The sequence below is a fragment of the Novosphingobium sp. genome (genome assembly GCF_041915465.1).
In the GTDB taxonomy this organism is placed as follows: domain Bacteria; phylum Pseudomonadota; class Alphaproteobacteria; order Sphingomonadales; family Sphingomonadaceae; genus Novosphingobium.
On the sequence record NZ_JAYSBK010000074.1, the window covers coordinates 1 to 15,527 of the forward strand.

The 15,527-nt window shown below is 66.7% G+C and carries 19 protein-coding genes; 7 read left to right on the forward strand and 12 right to left on the reverse strand.

Features of this window, described 5'->3' with window-relative positions; genetic code table 11:
* The 3 genes from ACE3SN_RS12200 to ACE3SN_RS12210 all read left to right on the forward strand — a co-directional run.
* The coding region (locus tag ACE3SN_RS12200) for a DUF4402 domain-containing protein (RefSeq protein WP_374530400.1) at positions 1–397 on the forward strand (397 nt) is incomplete at its 5' end.
* Between the two features lie 43 nt (positions 398–440).
* The gene (locus ACE3SN_RS12205; protein WP_374530402.1) at positions 441–1,334 is read left to right on the forward strand and encodes an NAD(P)-dependent oxidoreductase; all 894 of its coding nucleotides are present in this window, start codon (positions 441–443) and stop codon (positions 1,332–1,334) included.
* Entirely contained in the window at positions 1,331–2,992 is a 1,662-nt protein-coding gene (locus ACE3SN_RS12210) for an amidohydrolase (RefSeq protein ID WP_374530404.1), read from the forward strand. The genes ACE3SN_RS12205 and ACE3SN_RS12210 overlap by 4 nt, the downstream gene beginning before the upstream one ends.
* Here ACE3SN_RS12210 and tatC read toward each other — a convergent pair.
* The 9 genes from tatC to ACE3SN_RS12255 all read right to left on the reverse strand — a co-directional run bounded on the left by tatC (position 2,989) and on the right by ACE3SN_RS12255 (position 10,328).
* Positions 2,989–3,801 (reverse strand): twin-arginine translocase subunit TatC, encoded by an 813-nt coding sequence (gene tatC, locus ACE3SN_RS12215; RefSeq protein WP_374530406.1) that lies wholly within the window; start codon positions 3,799–3,801, stop codon positions 2,989–2,991. The genes ACE3SN_RS12210 and tatC overlap by 4 nt on opposite strands.
* Complete coding sequence (gene tatB / locus ACE3SN_RS12220) at positions 3,801–4,169, reverse strand: Sec-independent protein translocase protein TatB (protein ID WP_374530408.1); 369 nt, start codon at positions 4,167–4,169, stop codon at positions 3,801–3,803. The genes tatC and tatB overlap by 1 nt, the downstream gene beginning before the upstream one ends.
* Positions 4,170–4,196: 27 nt before the next feature.
* Positions 4,197–4,442, reverse strand: coding sequence for a twin-arginine translocase TatA/TatE family subunit (tatA, locus tag ACE3SN_RS12225; RefSeq protein ID WP_374530409.1), 246 nt, complete (start codon positions 4,440–4,442; stop codon positions 4,197–4,199).
* 84 nt (positions 4,443–4,526) lie between these two features.
* Positions 4,527–5,159, reverse strand: coding sequence for an SMC-Scp complex subunit ScpB (scpB, locus tag ACE3SN_RS12230; RefSeq protein WP_374530410.1), 633 nt, complete (start codon positions 5,157–5,159; stop codon positions 4,527–4,529).
* On the reverse strand, positions 5,156–5,956 hold the full coding sequence (locus ACE3SN_RS12235) for a ScpA family protein (RefSeq protein ID WP_374530412.1): 801 nt from the start codon (positions 5,954–5,956) through the stop codon (positions 5,156–5,158). Before ACE3SN_RS12235 ends, scpB begins: the two co-directional genes overlap by 4 nt.
* Positions 5,953–6,972, reverse strand: a complete 1,020-nt coding sequence (gene nagZ, locus ACE3SN_RS12240; protein ID WP_374530414.1) for a beta-N-acetylhexosaminidase — start codon at positions 6,970–6,972, stop codon at positions 5,953–5,955. Before nagZ ends, ACE3SN_RS12235 begins: the two co-directional genes overlap by 4 nt.
* Positions 6,973–7,044: 72 nt before the next feature.
* Positions 7,045–7,809 carry an SPOR domain-containing protein gene (locus ACE3SN_RS12245; protein WP_374530416.1) on the reverse strand — a complete coding sequence of 255 codons (765 nt, stop codon included), beginning with the start codon at positions 7,807–7,809 and terminating at the stop codon, positions 7,045–7,047.
* 2 nt (positions 7,810–7,811) lie between these two features.
* Positions 7,812–9,569: an arginine--tRNA ligase gene (argS, locus tag ACE3SN_RS12250; protein WP_374530418.1), complete on the reverse strand. Its 1,758-nt coding sequence runs from the start codon at positions 9,567–9,569 to the stop codon at positions 7,812–7,814.
* A 108-nt stretch (positions 9,570–9,677) separates the two neighbouring features.
* The gene (locus ACE3SN_RS12255; RefSeq protein WP_374530419.1) at positions 9,678–10,328 is read right to left on the reverse strand and encodes a hypothetical protein; all 651 of its coding nucleotides are present in this window, start codon (positions 10,326–10,328) and stop codon (positions 9,678–9,680) included.
* Between the two features lie 69 nt (positions 10,329–10,397).
* Between ACE3SN_RS12255 and ispH the strand changes: the two genes are divergently transcribed.
* Genes ispH through rnhA form a run of 3 tightly spaced genes read left to right on the forward strand, consistent with a single transcriptional unit; the run spans position 10,398 to position 12,795 of the window.
* Positions 10,398–11,360, forward strand: coding sequence for a 4-hydroxy-3-methylbut-2-enyl diphosphate reductase (gene ispH / locus ACE3SN_RS12260; protein WP_374530421.1), 963 nt, complete (start codon positions 10,398–10,400; stop codon positions 11,358–11,360).
* Positions 11,360–12,343, forward strand: a complete 984-nt coding sequence (thrB, locus tag ACE3SN_RS12265; RefSeq protein WP_374530423.1) for a homoserine kinase — start codon at positions 11,360–11,362, stop codon at positions 12,341–12,343. The genes ispH and thrB overlap by 1 nt, the downstream gene beginning before the upstream one ends.
* An 11-nt stretch (positions 12,344–12,354) precedes the next feature.
* The gene (gene rnhA, locus ACE3SN_RS12270; RefSeq protein WP_374530433.1) at positions 12,355–12,795 is read left to right on the forward strand and encodes a ribonuclease HI; all 441 of its coding nucleotides are present in this window, start codon (positions 12,355–12,357) and stop codon (positions 12,793–12,795) included.
* Positions 12,796–12,804: 9 nt separating this feature from the next.
* Here the strand turns inward: rnhA and ACE3SN_RS12275 are convergent, their stop codons facing one another.
* Genes ACE3SN_RS12275 through ACE3SN_RS12285 form a run of 3 tightly spaced genes read right to left on the reverse strand, consistent with a single transcriptional unit; the run spans position 12,805 to position 15,083 of the window.
* The gene (locus ACE3SN_RS12275) at positions 12,805–12,987 is read right to left on the reverse strand and encodes a YegP family protein (protein ID WP_374530425.1); all 183 of its coding nucleotides are present in this window, start codon (positions 12,985–12,987) and stop codon (positions 12,805–12,807) included.
* Positions 12,988–13,047: 60 nt separating this feature from the next.
* Entirely contained in the window at positions 13,048–14,133 is a 1,086-nt protein-coding gene (locus ACE3SN_RS12280; RefSeq protein ID WP_374530427.1) for an NAD(P)/FAD-dependent oxidoreductase, read from the reverse strand.
* Positions 14,134–14,138: 5 nt separating this feature from the next.
* Positions 14,139–15,083, reverse strand: coding sequence for an alpha/beta hydrolase (locus tag ACE3SN_RS12285; RefSeq protein WP_374530429.1), 945 nt, complete (start codon positions 15,081–15,083; stop codon positions 14,139–14,141).
* 95 nt (positions 15,084–15,178) lie between these two features.
* Here ACE3SN_RS12285 and ACE3SN_RS12290 point away from each other — a divergent pair.
* Positions 15,179–15,527, forward strand: a 349-nt coding sequence (locus tag ACE3SN_RS12290) for a prepilin peptidase (protein ID WP_374530431.1), incomplete at its 3' end; no start/stop codon positions are given.

Genomic DNA, 15,527 nt, shown 5'->3' on the forward strand with positions numbered 1-15,527 from the left:
CCAGATCCTCGAATCGATTCAGTTCGCGGTCCTGCTCGACATGAATTTCGGCAAGGTCGTCTCTAACGGGCAGGCCGGGGTGCTCGATCTCAATCCCTCGTCCACTGGCCGCACCTGCGACCCGACGCTGGTCTGCACCGGCAATTTTGCCGTGTCGGAACTTCGCCTGACCGGATCGGATGCCTTCGTGCAGGTCAATTTCGATCCGACCTTCACCCTCACCGGCCCGGGCGATCCGATGCTTGCCGAACCCGAATTTCCCGGCGGCCCGGGCGCGATCGTCCAGCTGGTGGGCGGCGAAACGGTCGTCAAGTTCGGGGCCAAACTCCACGTCAACGCGAACCAAGCACCGGGCATCTACAACGGCGATTTCTCGGTCTATCTCGAATACCACTGATCGCCATCTCGACCGGGCGCAGATTGCCCCCTAAAGTGGCGGCATGACCCAATCCAAGAACGTATCCTTCCTCGGCCTCGGTGTAATGGGCGGCGCGATCGCGCGGCATATCGCCAAGGCCGGCCACACCCTTACGATCTACAACCGCTCGCCCGCCCGGCTGGAAAAGTGGCAGGAAGCCAACCCCGGCCTCGCCGCGCGGGTGGCGACCAGCCCGGCCGATGCGGCCGACGGCGCGGACGTGGTGCTGACCTGTGTCGGCAACGACGATGACCTGGCCGATGTGGTGCTTGGTCCCACCGGCGTGTTTACCAAGCTCAAACCCGGCGCGGTGTTCATCGACCACACCACCGTATCGGCCCGGATCGCGCGGCAGATCGCGGTCGAGGCGCGCGACCTGCTGGTCCATTGCGTCGATGCCCCGGTCACCGGCGGGCAGGCGGGCGCGGAAAACGGCCAGCTGACCGTGATGTGCGGCGGCCGCGACGATGCGATCGAAGCCGCCAGCCCGATCATGGAAGCCTATACCAAACGCATCGTCCACGTCGGCAAGGCGGGCGCGGGACAGACCACCAAGATGGTCAACCAGATCGCCTTTTCCGGGATTCTCGCCACCCTCTCCGAAGCACTTCGTTTTGCCGAAGCCGCGCACCTCGATCTCGACAAGGTCTATCAGGCGATCTCGGGCGGGGCGTCGCAAAGCTGGCAGATGGACAACCGCTGGCAGACCATGTGCCGCGACGAATTCGACTTCGGCTTCGCAATCGACTGGATGCGCAAGGACATGGGCCTGGCGCTGGAGGAAGGCCGCTCGCTCGGCGTGTCGCTCCCCGTCGCGGCGCTGATCGACCAGTTCTATGCCGAAGTGCAGGCGATGGGCGGCGGGCGGCAGGATACGTCCGCGCTGGTGCGCCGCCTGCCCCGGCGCGGCAAATGAAGCGTCATCTGCTGGCGGCCTGCGCCGCACTGACGGTTTTCACCGCCCCCGCCCACGCGGATACGCTGATCGACAACATCGACGGCGTTACGCTCGATGCGAACAATGCCATCGACCATTTCACCGGCCTGCTGGTGAACGACGACGGGCGGATCGTGCAGGTCTTTCACCGGGGCGACAAGCGGCCGGGCAAGGTCGACTACCTCGTCGACGGCAAGGGCCAGTACGTGATGCCCGGCCTGATCGACAGCCACGTCCACGTGATGTCGATCGGTTTTGCCGAATTGACGCTTGACCTCTCCTCCGCCCGCTCGCTGAGCGAAGCGCTGACCATGATCGGCGCCTATGCCAAGGCGCACCCGGATCGCGGCTGGATCCTGGGGCGCGGCTGGAACCAGGAATTGTGGCCGGAAAAGCGTTTCCCCACCGCCGCCGAGCTTGACGCCGTGGTGCCCGATCGCCCGGTCTGGCTGATGCGGGTCGATGGCCATGCCGGCTGGGCCAACACCCGTGCGATCGCTCTGGCCGGGGTTACCGCCGCAACCAAGCCGCCTGCGGGCGGACAGATCGAACGCATTGCCCCCGGCGGAAAACCTGCCGGCGTCTTCGTCGACAATGCCACCAGCCTGGTCGAAGCCGTGGTGCCCCCGCCCCGCCCCGAAGACCGCGATCTTGCCTTTGCGCTGGCGCAGGAACAGCTCCTGAAACGCGGCGTCACCGCAGTGGCCGACATGGGCACCACGATCGAGGACTGGCAGACCTATCGCCGCGCGGGCGACCTTGGCACGCTGCGCATCCGGATCATGTCCTACGCCGCGGGCATCGACAACATGGTGCTGATCGCCGGGCCGGGGCCGACCCCGTGGCTCTATCAGGACCGGCTGCGGATGGGCGGGGTCAAGCTCTATGCCGACGGCGCGCTCGGCTCGCGCGGGGCAAGCCTCAAGGCGCCCTATGCCGACGCGCCGGGGACCAAGGGCTTGCGCATCACCGGCGACACCCAGCTCAAAAACCTGATGAGCCGCGCCGCGCTCGATCACTTCCAGGTCGCGGTCCACGCCATCGGGGACGAGGCCAACGCCTCGGTCATCGGCGCGATCGAGGACCTTTCGCAGACCTACACCGGCGATCGGCGCTGGCGCATCGAACATGCGCAGATCATCGATCCGGTCGATATCCCAAGCCTGGGCAAGAACGGCATCATCGCCTCGATGCAGCCCGTCCACCAAACTTCTGACCGGCTGATGGCGGAAGCCCGGCTGGGACCCAGCCGGCTGGCCGGGGCCTATGCCTGGCGCTCGGTCGCGGCCAGCGGGGCCAAGCTCGCATTCGGTTCCGACGCGCCGGTGGAACTGCCCGATCCCTTCGCCGGAATGGCCGCCGCAATCACCCGGCAAGGACCGGACGGCCAGCCCTTCGGTGGCTGGCAGCCGCAGGAAACCGTCAGCCGCGAGGCAGCGCTCGCCGCCTATACCAGTGGCGGCGCCTATGCCGGGTTTGCCGAAGGCCGCTTCGGCCGGCTGGTGGTGGGCGAACGCGCGGATTTTCTGGTGGTAGACCGCGATCCGATGCTGGCGAGCCCATCAGACCTGCGCGAGACGAAAGTCCTGCAAACCTGGGTCAATGGGCGCTTGGTATGGGAGCGCAAGGCACCCTAGGCGTCGGGCGTGACGGTCAGTTCGGTTGATTGCCCCTCGGCCGCCGCGGCCTTGGCGTCGCGGCGTTCACCGAACCACATCACTACCAGCGAGCCTTCGAATAGCAGCCACATCGGCACGAGCAGCAGGATCTGGCTCATCAGGTCGGGCGGGGTAATGATCGCGGCAATCGCGGTGATCGCGACGATCACATAGCGGCGCATGCCGGTCAGCTGCTGGCGGGTGACGATCCCGGCGCGGTTGAGCAGCAGCAGCAGCACCGGCAGCAGGAAGCTGATCCCGAAGGCCAGCACGAACTGCATGACGAGCCCAAGGTAATCCCCGGCGGCGGGCAGCGCCTCGACCGAAAGGCCGCCCTTTTCGCCCTGGAAGCCCAGCATCCATTTGAACGCGGTTGGCATGACCACGAAATAGGCGAGGCTGGCGCCACAAGTGAACAGCACCGGCGTCGCCACCAGGAACGGCAGGAACGCCTTCTTTTCCTTGGCATAGAGGCCGGGGGCAACGAAGGCCCACATCTGGTTCGCAATCACCGGGAAGCTGACGAAGAAGGCCGCGAACAGCGCCACTTTCAGCTCGACGAAGAACGCCTCGTACAGCTTGGTATAGACCAGCTTGCCCTGCCCCGGCGGAAAGGCCTCGGTCAACGGGCGGACCAGAAAGCCGAAAATGTCGCTGGCGAAGTAGAGGCAGACGAAGAAGGCGATGGCCAGAGCCGCGATTGAGCGCAGCAGCCGGGTACGCAGTTCGATCAGGTGATCGAGCAGCGGCGCCTGGGTTTCATCGATGTCACGAACCGGGAAGACCATCAGGACGCCTTGGGTTCTTCAGGTGCGACGGCAGGTGCCTCGCCAGCGGCAACTTCGACGGCCTCCGGCGCGGCCTCCGCCGGCGTGGTGCCGGGATCCTGCCCGATCAGCGCCGTTTCGGCCGTGGCGGGCGCGGGGTGCGCGGACATGATCGCCGCGTTCTGCTCGCGCCACTTCTTCTCCATTTCCTCGAGCTCGGCCTCGCGGATCATGTTTTCGATGCCCGCACGGAAATGGCCCGATACGCGGCGCACCTTGCCGATCCAGCGACCCGCCGTGCGCAGCGCGCGCGGCAAATCCTTCGGGCCGATCACGACGATCGCCACGATCACCGTGAACAGCATTTCATCCCAGCCGATGTCGAACATGGCCTGTTCCCGCCGCTCTGGCGGAACTTACTGGGGCTGCGACGGGTTCGAGGAATCGACCACCGTCTCACCATTGAGCGTGGCCTGGGTGTTCGCCGAGGGCGGCGCGATCTGCTGCGCGGGCGGGGCAGGCTTGGTTTCTTCGGCCATGCCTTCCTTGAAGCTCTTGATGCCCTTGCCGAAGTCACCCATCATTTCGGAAATGCGGCCCCGGCCAAACAGCACGAGCACCACCAGCGCGAGCACGATCAGGTGCGGAAGCGACAGACCCATTGAATTAACTCCTGAACGCAGCGGGCAAAGTGGCCCAACGGCCCCCGAACCACCCATTTAGGACATGTCTGGCGGTTTTGCCAGTCAATCGGCGGAATCTTCGTCCACTTCGTCGCTTTCGCCGGACGGTTCGGCGGCAGCTTCGCCAGCGCCCTCTCCGGCAGTCTCCATCGCGGCGGCCAGCGCATCTTCCACCGGATCGAGCAGCCCGGCGGCGCGCAGTTCGTCGATCCCCGGCAGGTCGCGGCGGCTGGAGAGGCCAAAGTGGGTGAGGAATTCGGGCGTGGTCGCGAAAATCACCGGCCGCCCCGGCACCTCGCGCCGCCCGACGATCCGCACCCAGCCCGCCTCCATCAGCACGTCGAGCGTACCCTTGGCAGTCTGCACGCCGCGGATCGCCTCGATCTCGGCGCGGCTGACGGGTTCGTGATAGGCGACAATCGCCAGCACTTCAGTGGCGGCGCGCGAAAGCCGGCGCGGCTCTTCGCGTTCGCGCCGCAGCAGGTGGGCAAGATCGGCCGCGGTCTGGAAGTGCCAGAGCTTGCCGCGCTGGACGAGTTCGATCCCGCGCCCGGAATAGTGCGCCTGCAGCTGCGCCAGCGCGTCCTTCACCTCGGCCCCGCCAAGGTGCTGCGACAGCGCATCGGCGCTGATTGGTTCTTCGGCTGCAAACAGCGCCGCCTCGACCGCGCGAACCAGATCGTCGGGGCGGGTCACGGCTTGATCCCGCGCAGCATCAGCGGGCCAAAGGTTTCCTCCTGCGACAGTTCCGCTTTGCCCAGCCGCGCCAGTTCGAGCGCGGCGACGAAGCTGGAAGCCAGCGCCGAACGCTTGAGCCGGGGATCGGCGTGCGGCGGCAGGAAATCGCGCAGCTCCATCCAGTCGAGATTGACGCCGAGCATCGAGGACACGCGCGACAGCGCCGAATCGAGCGTCATCACCATTCGGTCGCGCACCATGTGCACCACCGGCGCGGTGCGCGCCTTGACCTGCCCGTAAGCCTGCACCAGCGCGAACCAGTCGCACTGCCACAGGGCCTTGCGGTCGATCCTGAGGCCTTCGGGCGCACCGCGGCGGAACACGTCGCGGCCCAGCCGGTCACGCCCCATCAGCCGTGCCGCCGCCTCGCGCATCGCAGCAAGGCGTTGCAGCCGCAATTGCAGGCGCAGCGCGAGTTCTTCGGGGCTCGGATCTTCCTGCTCTTCGCGCGGGAGCAGCAGCGCGGACTTGAGATAGGCCAGCCACGCCGCCATCACCAGGTAATCGGCCGCGAGTTCCAGCCGCAGCGCCTCGGCCTGCTCGATATAGGTCAGGTACTGGTCGACCAGTTCGAGGATCGAGATCCGCCGCAGGTCGACCTTCTGCCGCCGCGCCAGATCGAGCAGCAGGTCGAGCGGCCCTTCCCAGCCATCGAGTTCGAGGTAGAGCGCCGAATCCTCGGTTGCGCCACTGGCAATGCCCTGCCAGTCATCTTCGGGCAGGGAGACGGCGGGGCTGTCGTCCAGCTGGTTCATGCCTGCGCCTCCACCAGGGCGAGCAGCGCATCGCGGCTGCCAACCAGCTGCGCCTGCCGCCCCGCCGCGCCATCGAGGCGTATCCCTTCGAGCGCGCGTTCCAGCCGCTCCGCCGTTTGCGCCGACATCGCGGGCGCGCGCTGGGCGATCCCGACCATGTCCGGCATCCGCCCCCAGCAGTTGAGCGCAATGTCGCAACCCGCCGCGAGCGCACGTTCGGCCCGTTCGGGAACGGTGCCCGCCAGCGCCTCCATATCGAGATCGTCGGTGAGCAACAGGCCGTCAAAGCCGATCCGTCCGCGAATGATCTCGCTGATCACATAGGGCGACTGGGTCGCCGGATTTTCCGCATCCCAGGCGGTGAAGCGGATGTGCGCGCTCATCGCAATGGGGGCGTGGGCGAGCGCGCGGAACGGAGCAATGTCGCGTTCAAGTTCGGCATCGCTGGCGGTGACGGTCGGCAGTTCCTTGTGGCTGTCCGCCCCGGCGCGGCCATGGCCCGGCATGTGCTTGATCGTGCCGACCACCCCGGCGGCGGCAAGGCCATCCAGCACGGCGCGGCCAAGCGCCGCCACCCGCAGCGGTTCATGCCCCAGTGCGCGGTCCCCGATCACGTCGTGCGTGCCGGCCTCGCGCACGTCGAGCACGGGGGCGTGAGTGCAGGTGATCCCGACTTCGGCGAGGTCATGGGCCAATGCCTCGGCATTGAGGCGCGCCGCTTCGATCGCGCTGGCAGGCGCAAGCTCGAACAGCTGGTCGAACACCGCGCCCGCCGGATAGGCCGCCCAGACCGGCGGCTTCATCCGCGCGACGCGCCCGCCTTCCTGGTCAATCGTGATCAGCAGCTTCTCGCGCCCGTGAATGCTGCGCAGATCGTCGGTCAGCGCGCGCAGCTGCGCCCGGCTTTCGACGTTGCGACCGAACACGATGTAGCCTGCCGGGTCCGCGTCCTTGAAGAAGGCGCGTTCGTCAGCAGTCAGGGTCAGTCCGGACAGGCCGAAGATGGCAGGAGTCATGACTCTAGGCGTCGCAGCAGAACGGCGCGAGCGCAAGGCCCGCGCCGTTCGAAATGTGGAAACTTCGCCGCCTTACTTGACCTGGCAGGAGATCCCGGCGCCCTTGAGCTTGCCGCACAGCGTATTGGCCGCAGCCGCATCGGGAGCCACCGCCTGGAGGCGGTAGACGGTGCCGATGTCGGCACTGCCCGCAATCACACGGTGCGAAACCCCGGCCAGCGCGCCGTTGGACTGGGTAACCAGCTTGTTCCAGGCGGTTTCGGCCGCCGACTGCGACGAGAAAGCGCCAACCTGCACCCCAACCCCGCCCGAAGCAGGTGCAGCGGCGGCAGGCTTTGCGCCCGGCGCGGCGGCTGCGGTCTGGGCAGGCGGCGCGGGCGGCGTGACAGGTGCCGGCTGATCGCCCAGTTTGGCTGGGCGGTTCTGGCCTTCGGACACGGCAAAGCTGCTGTCGCCAGTGCCGTCGAAAGTCTTGCCGCCCGGATCCTTGGGCGCTTCCTTGTACGGCTGGTCGGGTGCCTTGATCGTGCTGCCGTCGGCGACGAGCGCCGGATCGGGGCCGCGGTGCGTGGCCCACCAGATCCCGCCGACGATTGCCGCCAGGACCACCAGCCCCATCACCATGAAACCGAGCAGGCGGCCCGTTTCGGAACCTTCGTCATCCTCGTAATCGTCGTCCGACGATTCAAGCCAGGGCAGGCGTTCTTCCGGTTCGGCGAGGTCCAATTGCCGGGTTTCCAGCATGTCGTCATCGTGGTCACCCCACGCTTCCGAACCCTGATGGCCGTCTTCGTAGCCGCCACCCTGACCGTCGCGATCCCCCTCGATACCCGTCATCGTCACATTTCCTCCACTGCCTCCACGCCCAGCAGCGCGAGCCCGTTGCGCACTAGCTGCCCGATTTGGGAGGCAAGATAAAGCCTAGCACCGGTAAGGTTACCATCTTGTGCAACGATAAACCGCTTCTCCGGCCGGTCGTTACCGACATTCCAGTAACCATGAAACGCGGCGGCAAGGTCATAGAGGAAAAAGGCCACGCGGTGCGGCTCGCGCGCCTGGGCGGCGGCTTCGACCAGACGCGGGAACTGCGCCCCCAGCTTGATCAGCGCGAGCTCTTCCTCGCCCAGCAGATCGAGGTGATCGGCGGACGGCGCGAACCCTTCCGCCGCGCCCTTGCGCAGGGTCGAGCGGATCCGGGCGTGCGCGTACTGCACATAGAACACCGGGTTGTCCTTCGATGCTTCGACCACCTTGTCGAAATCGAAGTCCATCTGGGCGTCGGGCTTGCGGGTCAGCATGGTGAAGCGGACCACGTCCTTGCCCACCATTTCAACCACGTCGGCCAGCGTCACGAAATTGCCCGCGCGCTTCGACATCTTGAAGGGCTGGCCGCCCTTCATCAGCTGGACCATTTGCACGAGCTTGACCTCGAACGGCTTTTCCTTGCCCGAACCGGCGGTCATCGCGGCGACGGCGGCCTTGATCCGCTTCATGGTCCCGGCATGGTCCGCGCCCCAGATGTCGACCAGTGCGTCGGCACTTTCCGCCTTCTGGAAGTGATAGGCGAGGTCCGCGCCGAAATAGGTCCAGCTGCCATCCGACTTCTTGATCGGGCGATCCTGATCGTCGCCGAACTTCGTCGAGCGGAACAACGGCAGTTCAACCGGTTCCCAGTCATCCGGCGTCTTGCCCTTGGGCGCTTCAAGGTGGCCGTCATAGACCAGATCGTGCGCGCGCAGCCACTTCTCCGCCTCGTCGGGCTTGCCCGCCGCTTGCAGTTCCGCCTCTGAGCTGAACAGGTCGTGGTGGATACCCAGCAGCGCAAGGTCTGCCTTGATCATCACCAGCATCGCGGCGACCGCGCGGGTACGGAACAGCACCAGCCACTCGCTCTCGGGGGCCTTGGCGTACTTGTCGCCGAATTCCTTGGCCAGTTCCTGACCGATCGGGACCAGGTAGTCGCCGGGGTAGAGCCCTTCGGGGATCTCGCCGACAGCCTCGCCCAGCGCCTCGCGGTAGCGAACGTGAGCCGAGCGGGCGAGCACGTCGACCTGCGCCCCCGCATCGTTGACGTAGTATTCGCGGATCACCTTGTGCCCGGCGGCTTCGAGCAGCGCGGCCAGCGCATCGCCCACCACCGCGCCGCGGCAATGGCCCATGTGCATCGGCCCGGTCGGGTTGGCCGAGACGTATTCGACGTTGACCGTGGTGCCTGCGCCCATGCTCGAGCGGCCATAGGCATCGCCCAGCGCCGCGATCGCGCGCAGTTCACCCAGCCATGCTCCCGCGCTGAGGCGCAGGTTGATGAAGCCCGGCCCGGCGATTTCGGCGGCGGTGACGGCGGGAACCTTCTTCAGTTCGCCCACCAGCGCCTCGGCCAGAGCGCGCGGGTTCATGCCAGCAGGCTTGGCCAGCACCATCGCGGCATTGGTGGCAAGGTCTCCGTGCGAGGGATCGCGTGGCGGCTCCACCGCGACATTGGCGCGATTGAGGCCAGCCGGGATCGTACCCGCGGCTTCCAGCGCATCGAGCGCGGCGGCAACATGGCCGACAAAAGCGGCGTGGATCGTGGTCTGCGGTGCAGTCTGCTGTGTCATGGGCGGGCGGTTAGCGGAAATTGAGCACAAATGGAAATCCCCCGGAGCGCGCGGGCTCGCGGGGGACGGCTGGAATGCGGCCCGCGCCATCGGCGCGGGCGCGGCGCATCATCGCGTGGCGTTGTAGGTCAGCTGGTTCTGATCGAGCTGGAAGCCGACGAGCACGTCGAAGGTCGCGCGGGTGATTGCCGCCTTTACTTCGGGCTTGGCGAGCGGATCGATCGCGGCATCTTCATCGCCGGCGCGGCGCTTGCGGGTGATCTGGCGCTGGATGTCAGGCGGCAGGGTCGCCTCTGCCTTGTCGACATAGGCCGAGCCGCTGCCGCTGGCCGAGGCGCGTTCCTGACCGTCGGCAAAGGTCAACGTCACGCTGCCGATGCGCTTGGAAATCACGGCCGTGCCGCCGCGCAGGACCGTGACGAAATAGGGGATCGTCACCGTGCGCGCGCCGCGCGTGTCGGTGCGGCGGGCAAGCACGTCGAACGAGACGGCGGTGTAAACCTTGTCGCCGGTGTCGTTGCACTGGCTGCGCACGTTGGTCATCGCCGCAACCACGTCGATATTGGCAGCGGTGGTATCGCCGGCAGTGCGGAACAGGGTAATGTCGCCGGTATAGTCGGGAATGCCCACCCCCGGGCAGGCGCTTCGAACGGCCGAAATGCCGACGTTTTCATCGATCACGATATCACCGGTGGACTTGCAGCCGGCAAGCGCCGTGGCGAGAGCCAGGGCGGTAATCAGGCGGAAACGAGCGGTCATGAAGGCATCCTTGGAATCTGCGTTTGCTCGCCCTAGCCGAGCGCGGGGCAAACCGCTAGGGGGGCGAACATGAACGCTCCCTTTCCGACAACCGAAAAGCCCGCCTTGCGTTTGCTGCTGGCCGCCCCGCGCGGCTTTTGCGCCGGGGTAGACCGCGCGATCGAAATCGTCGAGCGCGCGCTCGAACGATATGGCGCGCCGGTCTATGTCCGGCACGAGATCGTGCACAACCGCTATGTGGTCGATGCGCTGAAGGCCAAGGGCGCGGTTTTCGTCGAGGAACTGACCGAAGTACCCGATGGCGTGCCGGTGGTGTTCAGCGCCCACGGCGTGCCCAAGTCGGTGCCCGCAGAGGCGACGACGCGCGGGCTGGACTGGCTCGATGCCACCTGCCCGCTGGTGAGTAAGGTCCACCGCCAGGCCGAACGCCAGATCGAGGCTGGACGGCACATCGTCTTCGTCGGGCACAAGGGCCACCCCGAAGTGATCGGCACGCTGGGCCAGGTTCCCGAAGGCACGATCACGCTGGTCGAAACGGAAGCCGACGTTGCCGCGCTCGACTTTGCGACCGATGCGCCGCTTGCCTTCCTTACGCAGACCACGCTGTCGGTCGATGACACCGCGGGCATCGTTAAGGCCCTGCGCGCCCGCTTCCCGCAGATCGTTGGCCCCAAGGCCGAGGATATCTGCTATGCCACCTCCAACCGGCAGGCCGCGGTCAAGACCATCGCGCCCCAGTGCGAGCTGGTGCTGGTGATCGGCGCGCCCAACTCTTCAAACTCGCTGCGGCTGGTTGAAGTGGCCGAACGCTGCGGCGCGACTGCCAAGCTGGTCCAGCGCGGCAGCGATATCGAGGATGCGTGGTTCGACGGGGTCGAGGCGATGGGTCTCACTGCCGGGGCTTCCGCGCCCGAGGAACTGGTCAACGAAGTGATCGAGCGGATCGCCGCGATCCGCACCGTCAGCGTCGAACAGGTCGTCACGGCCGAGGAAAAGATGGTGTTCAAGCTTCCCAAGCAGCTGGAAGGCTGATGGCGGTCTATACCCAGCTTGGCGCCGAGGAGATGGGGCGCCTGATCGGCGAGTTCGACGTCGGCGAACTCGTCAGCGCCAAGGGCATTGCCGAGGGCGTGTCGAATTCGAACTGGCTGATCGACACCACCGGCAAGGATGGGGCCGGTGCGCGCTTCATCCTGACGATGTACGAATTCCGCATCGACATCACCGAGCTGCCGTTCTTCCTCTCGCTGCTCGATCATCTGGCCGAACACGGTTGTCCGGTGCCGCGCACGATCCATGACCGCGAGGGCAAGCTTTACCGGATGCTGGGCGACAAGGCGCTCGCACTCATCGAGTTCCTGCCCGGCGTCTCGGTCAGCGAACCGACCCCGGCGCAGGCCCGCGCCGTGGGTGCGGCGCTGGCGCAGATGCACCTTGCCGCCGCCGACTTTGCGGGCAGCCGCGAGAACGCGATGGGCCTGGCCGAATGGCAGCGCTTGCTGGCCGAATGCGGGCACGACGGGCTCCATTCGATCGACCCGGGCCTTGCCGCGCTGGTCGAACGCGAACTGCCACTGCTCGCCGCGCAGTGGCCCGCCGACCTGCCGCGCGGGGTTATCCACGCCGACTTGTTCCCCGACAATGTCCTGATGCTGGGCGCGAAGGTCACCGGCCTGATCGACTTCTATTTCGCCTGCACCGACCTGCTTGCCTACGACATTGCCGTGACCCACGCGGCCTGGTGCTTCGATGGCAGCGGGCGCAGCTACGATCCGGCGATCTCGGCCGCGCTGCTCGAAGGCTATGAAAGCGTGCGCCCGCTCAGCGACGCGGAACGTGCGGCCCTGCCGCTGCTGGCGCGCGGCGCGGCGCTGCGCTTTACCATGAGCCGCGCCTATGACTGGCTCAACACCCCGGCCGATGCGCTGGTGGTGAAGAAGGATCCGCTGGCCTTTGCGCGCAGGATCGAATTCTACGCCGATCCGGCCAACGCTGGCGTGTTCGACCACACATGAGCGCCACCGGCATGAAGCGGGTGGAAGTGTTCACCGACGGGGCTTGCAAGGGCAATCCCGGCAAGGGCGGCTGGGGCGTGGTGCTGCGCATGGGGCACCACGAAAAGGAATTGTCGGGCCACGATCCCGCCACCACCAACAACCGCATGGAGCTGACTGCGGTGATCCGCGCGCTGGGCGCGCTCAAACAGCCCTGCGAAGTCCACCTCCACACCGACAGCCGCTATGTGATCGACGGGATCACCAAGTGGATTTACGGCTGGCAGAAGAACGGCTGGAAGAATTCGCAGAAAAAGCCGGTGCTCAACGCCGACCTGTGGCAGGAACTGCTCGCCGCCGTGCGCCCGCACCGGATCCAGTGGATCTGGGTCAAGGGCCACGATGGCCACCCGGAAAACGAGCGGGCGGACAAGCTGGCCAGCGATGCGGCGCTGGGCGTTACGGTCGGCTAGCGCCCCTGCTCAGTCGGCAGTCGTATCGACGGTGTCGGCGCCGGGTCCGTTCTTCTTGATCGATTCGATCGCGTTCTTGGCGCTCGCCTTGCTGCTGTAGCCTTCGGTCCAGAAGATCGTTTCCGAATTGTAGCAGAAATAGGCGACGAACTCGCCCGCCTTGTTCTTACGAATCTCGAAACGGTGTGCCATGGGGTCCTCCTTTGGTTGCGACCAGGACGGCGCGCAAGGTAACCCAAGCCTGTAGATTCGCTAGCGAAATCGTATCGGCAGATAGGGCGCGGGATTAACCGTGCCGGGTGCGCGGCCAAGCAGCAGGCGCAAGGCCACATCGGCGGCCGCGGGCGCGGTCTGGATGCCGAAGCCGCCTTGTCCGGCGAACCAGAAAAAGCCCTCCGCCGCCGGGTCGAACCCATAGACCGGCAGCCGGTCGGGCGCGAAGCTGCGCAGGCCGGCCCACTTGTGCTCGATCCGCTCGATCGGCCAGTCGACCACGTGTTCGAACCGGTCGATCGCCAGTGCGACGTCGAGTTCCTCGGGCGCGGCATCGCAGGGCTCTGACGGGGTTTCGTCGTGCGGCGAAAGCCACAGCCGCCCTGCCTCGGGCTTGAAATAGAACAGCTCGTCGATCCCCAGCACCAGCGGCAGGTCGGCAGGCACGGGTACGCCCATCCGCAGCTGCGCCACGGTGCGGCGATAGGGCTGGATCCCGATCGCGGGCACCCCGGCAGCGGCGGCGACCGAATCGGCCCAGGCCCCGGCGGCATTGACGAGCACGGCCGCGCCCGCTGTCCGCCCGTCTTCGAGCGTCAATTCCCACGCGCCAAACTTGCGCTGCGCCTGCTCCAGCCGGCCCCGGCACCACAGCTCCGCTCCGCCCGTGCGCGCCTCGGCCAGCCAGTGCTGGTGCAGACCCGCAACGTCGATGTCGCAGCAATCGGGTTCATAGACGCCGGCGACCCATTCGCGCGCCAGACCCGGCAGGCGGGCATCGAGCGCGGCGCGGTGCAGCCGTTCGATCCGCACGCCCAGCGATGAAAAGGTAGCGGCAAAGCGTTCCAGTTCTGCCACTTCACCCCCGCGCGCGAGGGTGAGCGCACCGCGCGGGGCAAGGAAGCCATGCTCTTGCAGGAACGGCCCCGACGCGGTGGTCAGTGGCTGGACCCCCGGTCCGCCATAGCTTTCGGTCCAGAACGCCGCAGAACGCCCGGTCGAATGATAGCCGGGACGATCTTCCGCCTCGAGCAGCAGCACGCGGCCATTCCCCGCCAGCCCTGCCGCCAGCGAAGCCCCGGCGACCCCCGCGCCGACAATCGCGAAATCGTAGACTTGCTCCATTGCGTCTAGCTGCCTGCCACCTTTGCCAAGAAGGCATCCGCCTCGGCCAGGGCGAGGTCGCGCACCGGATCGGCTTCGCGCAGCAGCTCGTGACTTGCGGCCTTGCCATAGTTGACCATGGTCACGTTGGGCAGGCGCTGCGCCGCGCGGGCAATCGCCTTGAACCCAACCAGCTTGTCGTTGTCCGTGGCGAGGATCAGCACCGGCTGGCGGACGCCTTCAAGCTTGCCGGGTTCGAACAGGCCGCGCATCGAGGCATAGGCGCGCTCGACCCAACCCCATGAGCCCGGCCCCATCACAAGCTCAGGCCGCTTCTCGCGCCACCACAGCTCGTCGCCGTAGCGTTCGGGGTCGTGGGTGAGCAGGTCGATCCGCGATTCAGGCGGCTGGCCGGGCTTTTCGCTCCACTTCCAGGCGGGCCGCGCCGGATCGCCCAGCGATTTCATCAATTTCGCCGCAGCATGCATCACCGCATCGGGCAGGACACTGGCGGTAAAGCCCAGCATCGGGGCCGAAAGCAGCACCGCGTCGGGATCGACCGCGTGTTCGGCAACCGCGCGCAGCACCAGGTGTCCGCCCATCGAATGCCCGGCCAGCACGTGCGGCCCCGGCGTCGCCGCCTTCCAGTCCCGCCACAAGCCCGCAAGATCGGCCACCCAGGTCGAAAAATCGTCGATATGGCCGGTGACGGCATCGTGGCCCAGCCGGCCCGAACCGGCCTGCCCGCGCCAATCGGCGGCGGTTACCCGCCAGCCCAGGTCATGCCAGTGGTCCAGGGTTTCGAGGTACTTCTCATAGAAGTCACCCCGCCCCGGCAGGAACAACAGCGAACCCCGCGCTCCGCCGGCCGGCGCGGCCCAGTCGATCCGGCGAACCTGATGGCCATCGGCCGCCAGCCAGCGGCTTTCCACGGCAGCGGCCGGAACAGCACGCCGGTCGATCATTTGCATGCGCCCGTCATGTGCCTAATTCCATCCTCCTGCGGGTGGTTACTTTTTGGTAAGTCATGCCCCTTACACGTGCCTCCTGAGATCAGGGGGCATACATGCCAGACGTAGATTTTCGTTACCTATTGCTGGGGGGCTTGGCAATCGCGCTGCTGGTTGCCGCCTTTACCGACATCCGTCGCCGCCAGATCGACAACTGGCTGAACGCCGCGATCGCGCTGGGTGCCCCGCTGTTCTGGTGGGCCAGCGGCCTGTCGCTGTGGCCGGACGTGGCCTGGCAGATTGGCGTAGCGGTCGTGACCTTTGCCGGCCTTGCCGTACTGTTTGCGCTGCGCGCGATGGGCGGCGGCGATGTCAAGCTGCTCACCGCCCTCGCGCTGTGGATCCAGCCGCTGTGGTTCATGCGCCTGCTGATCGTGATGGCGCTGCTTGGCGGGGTGCTGACCA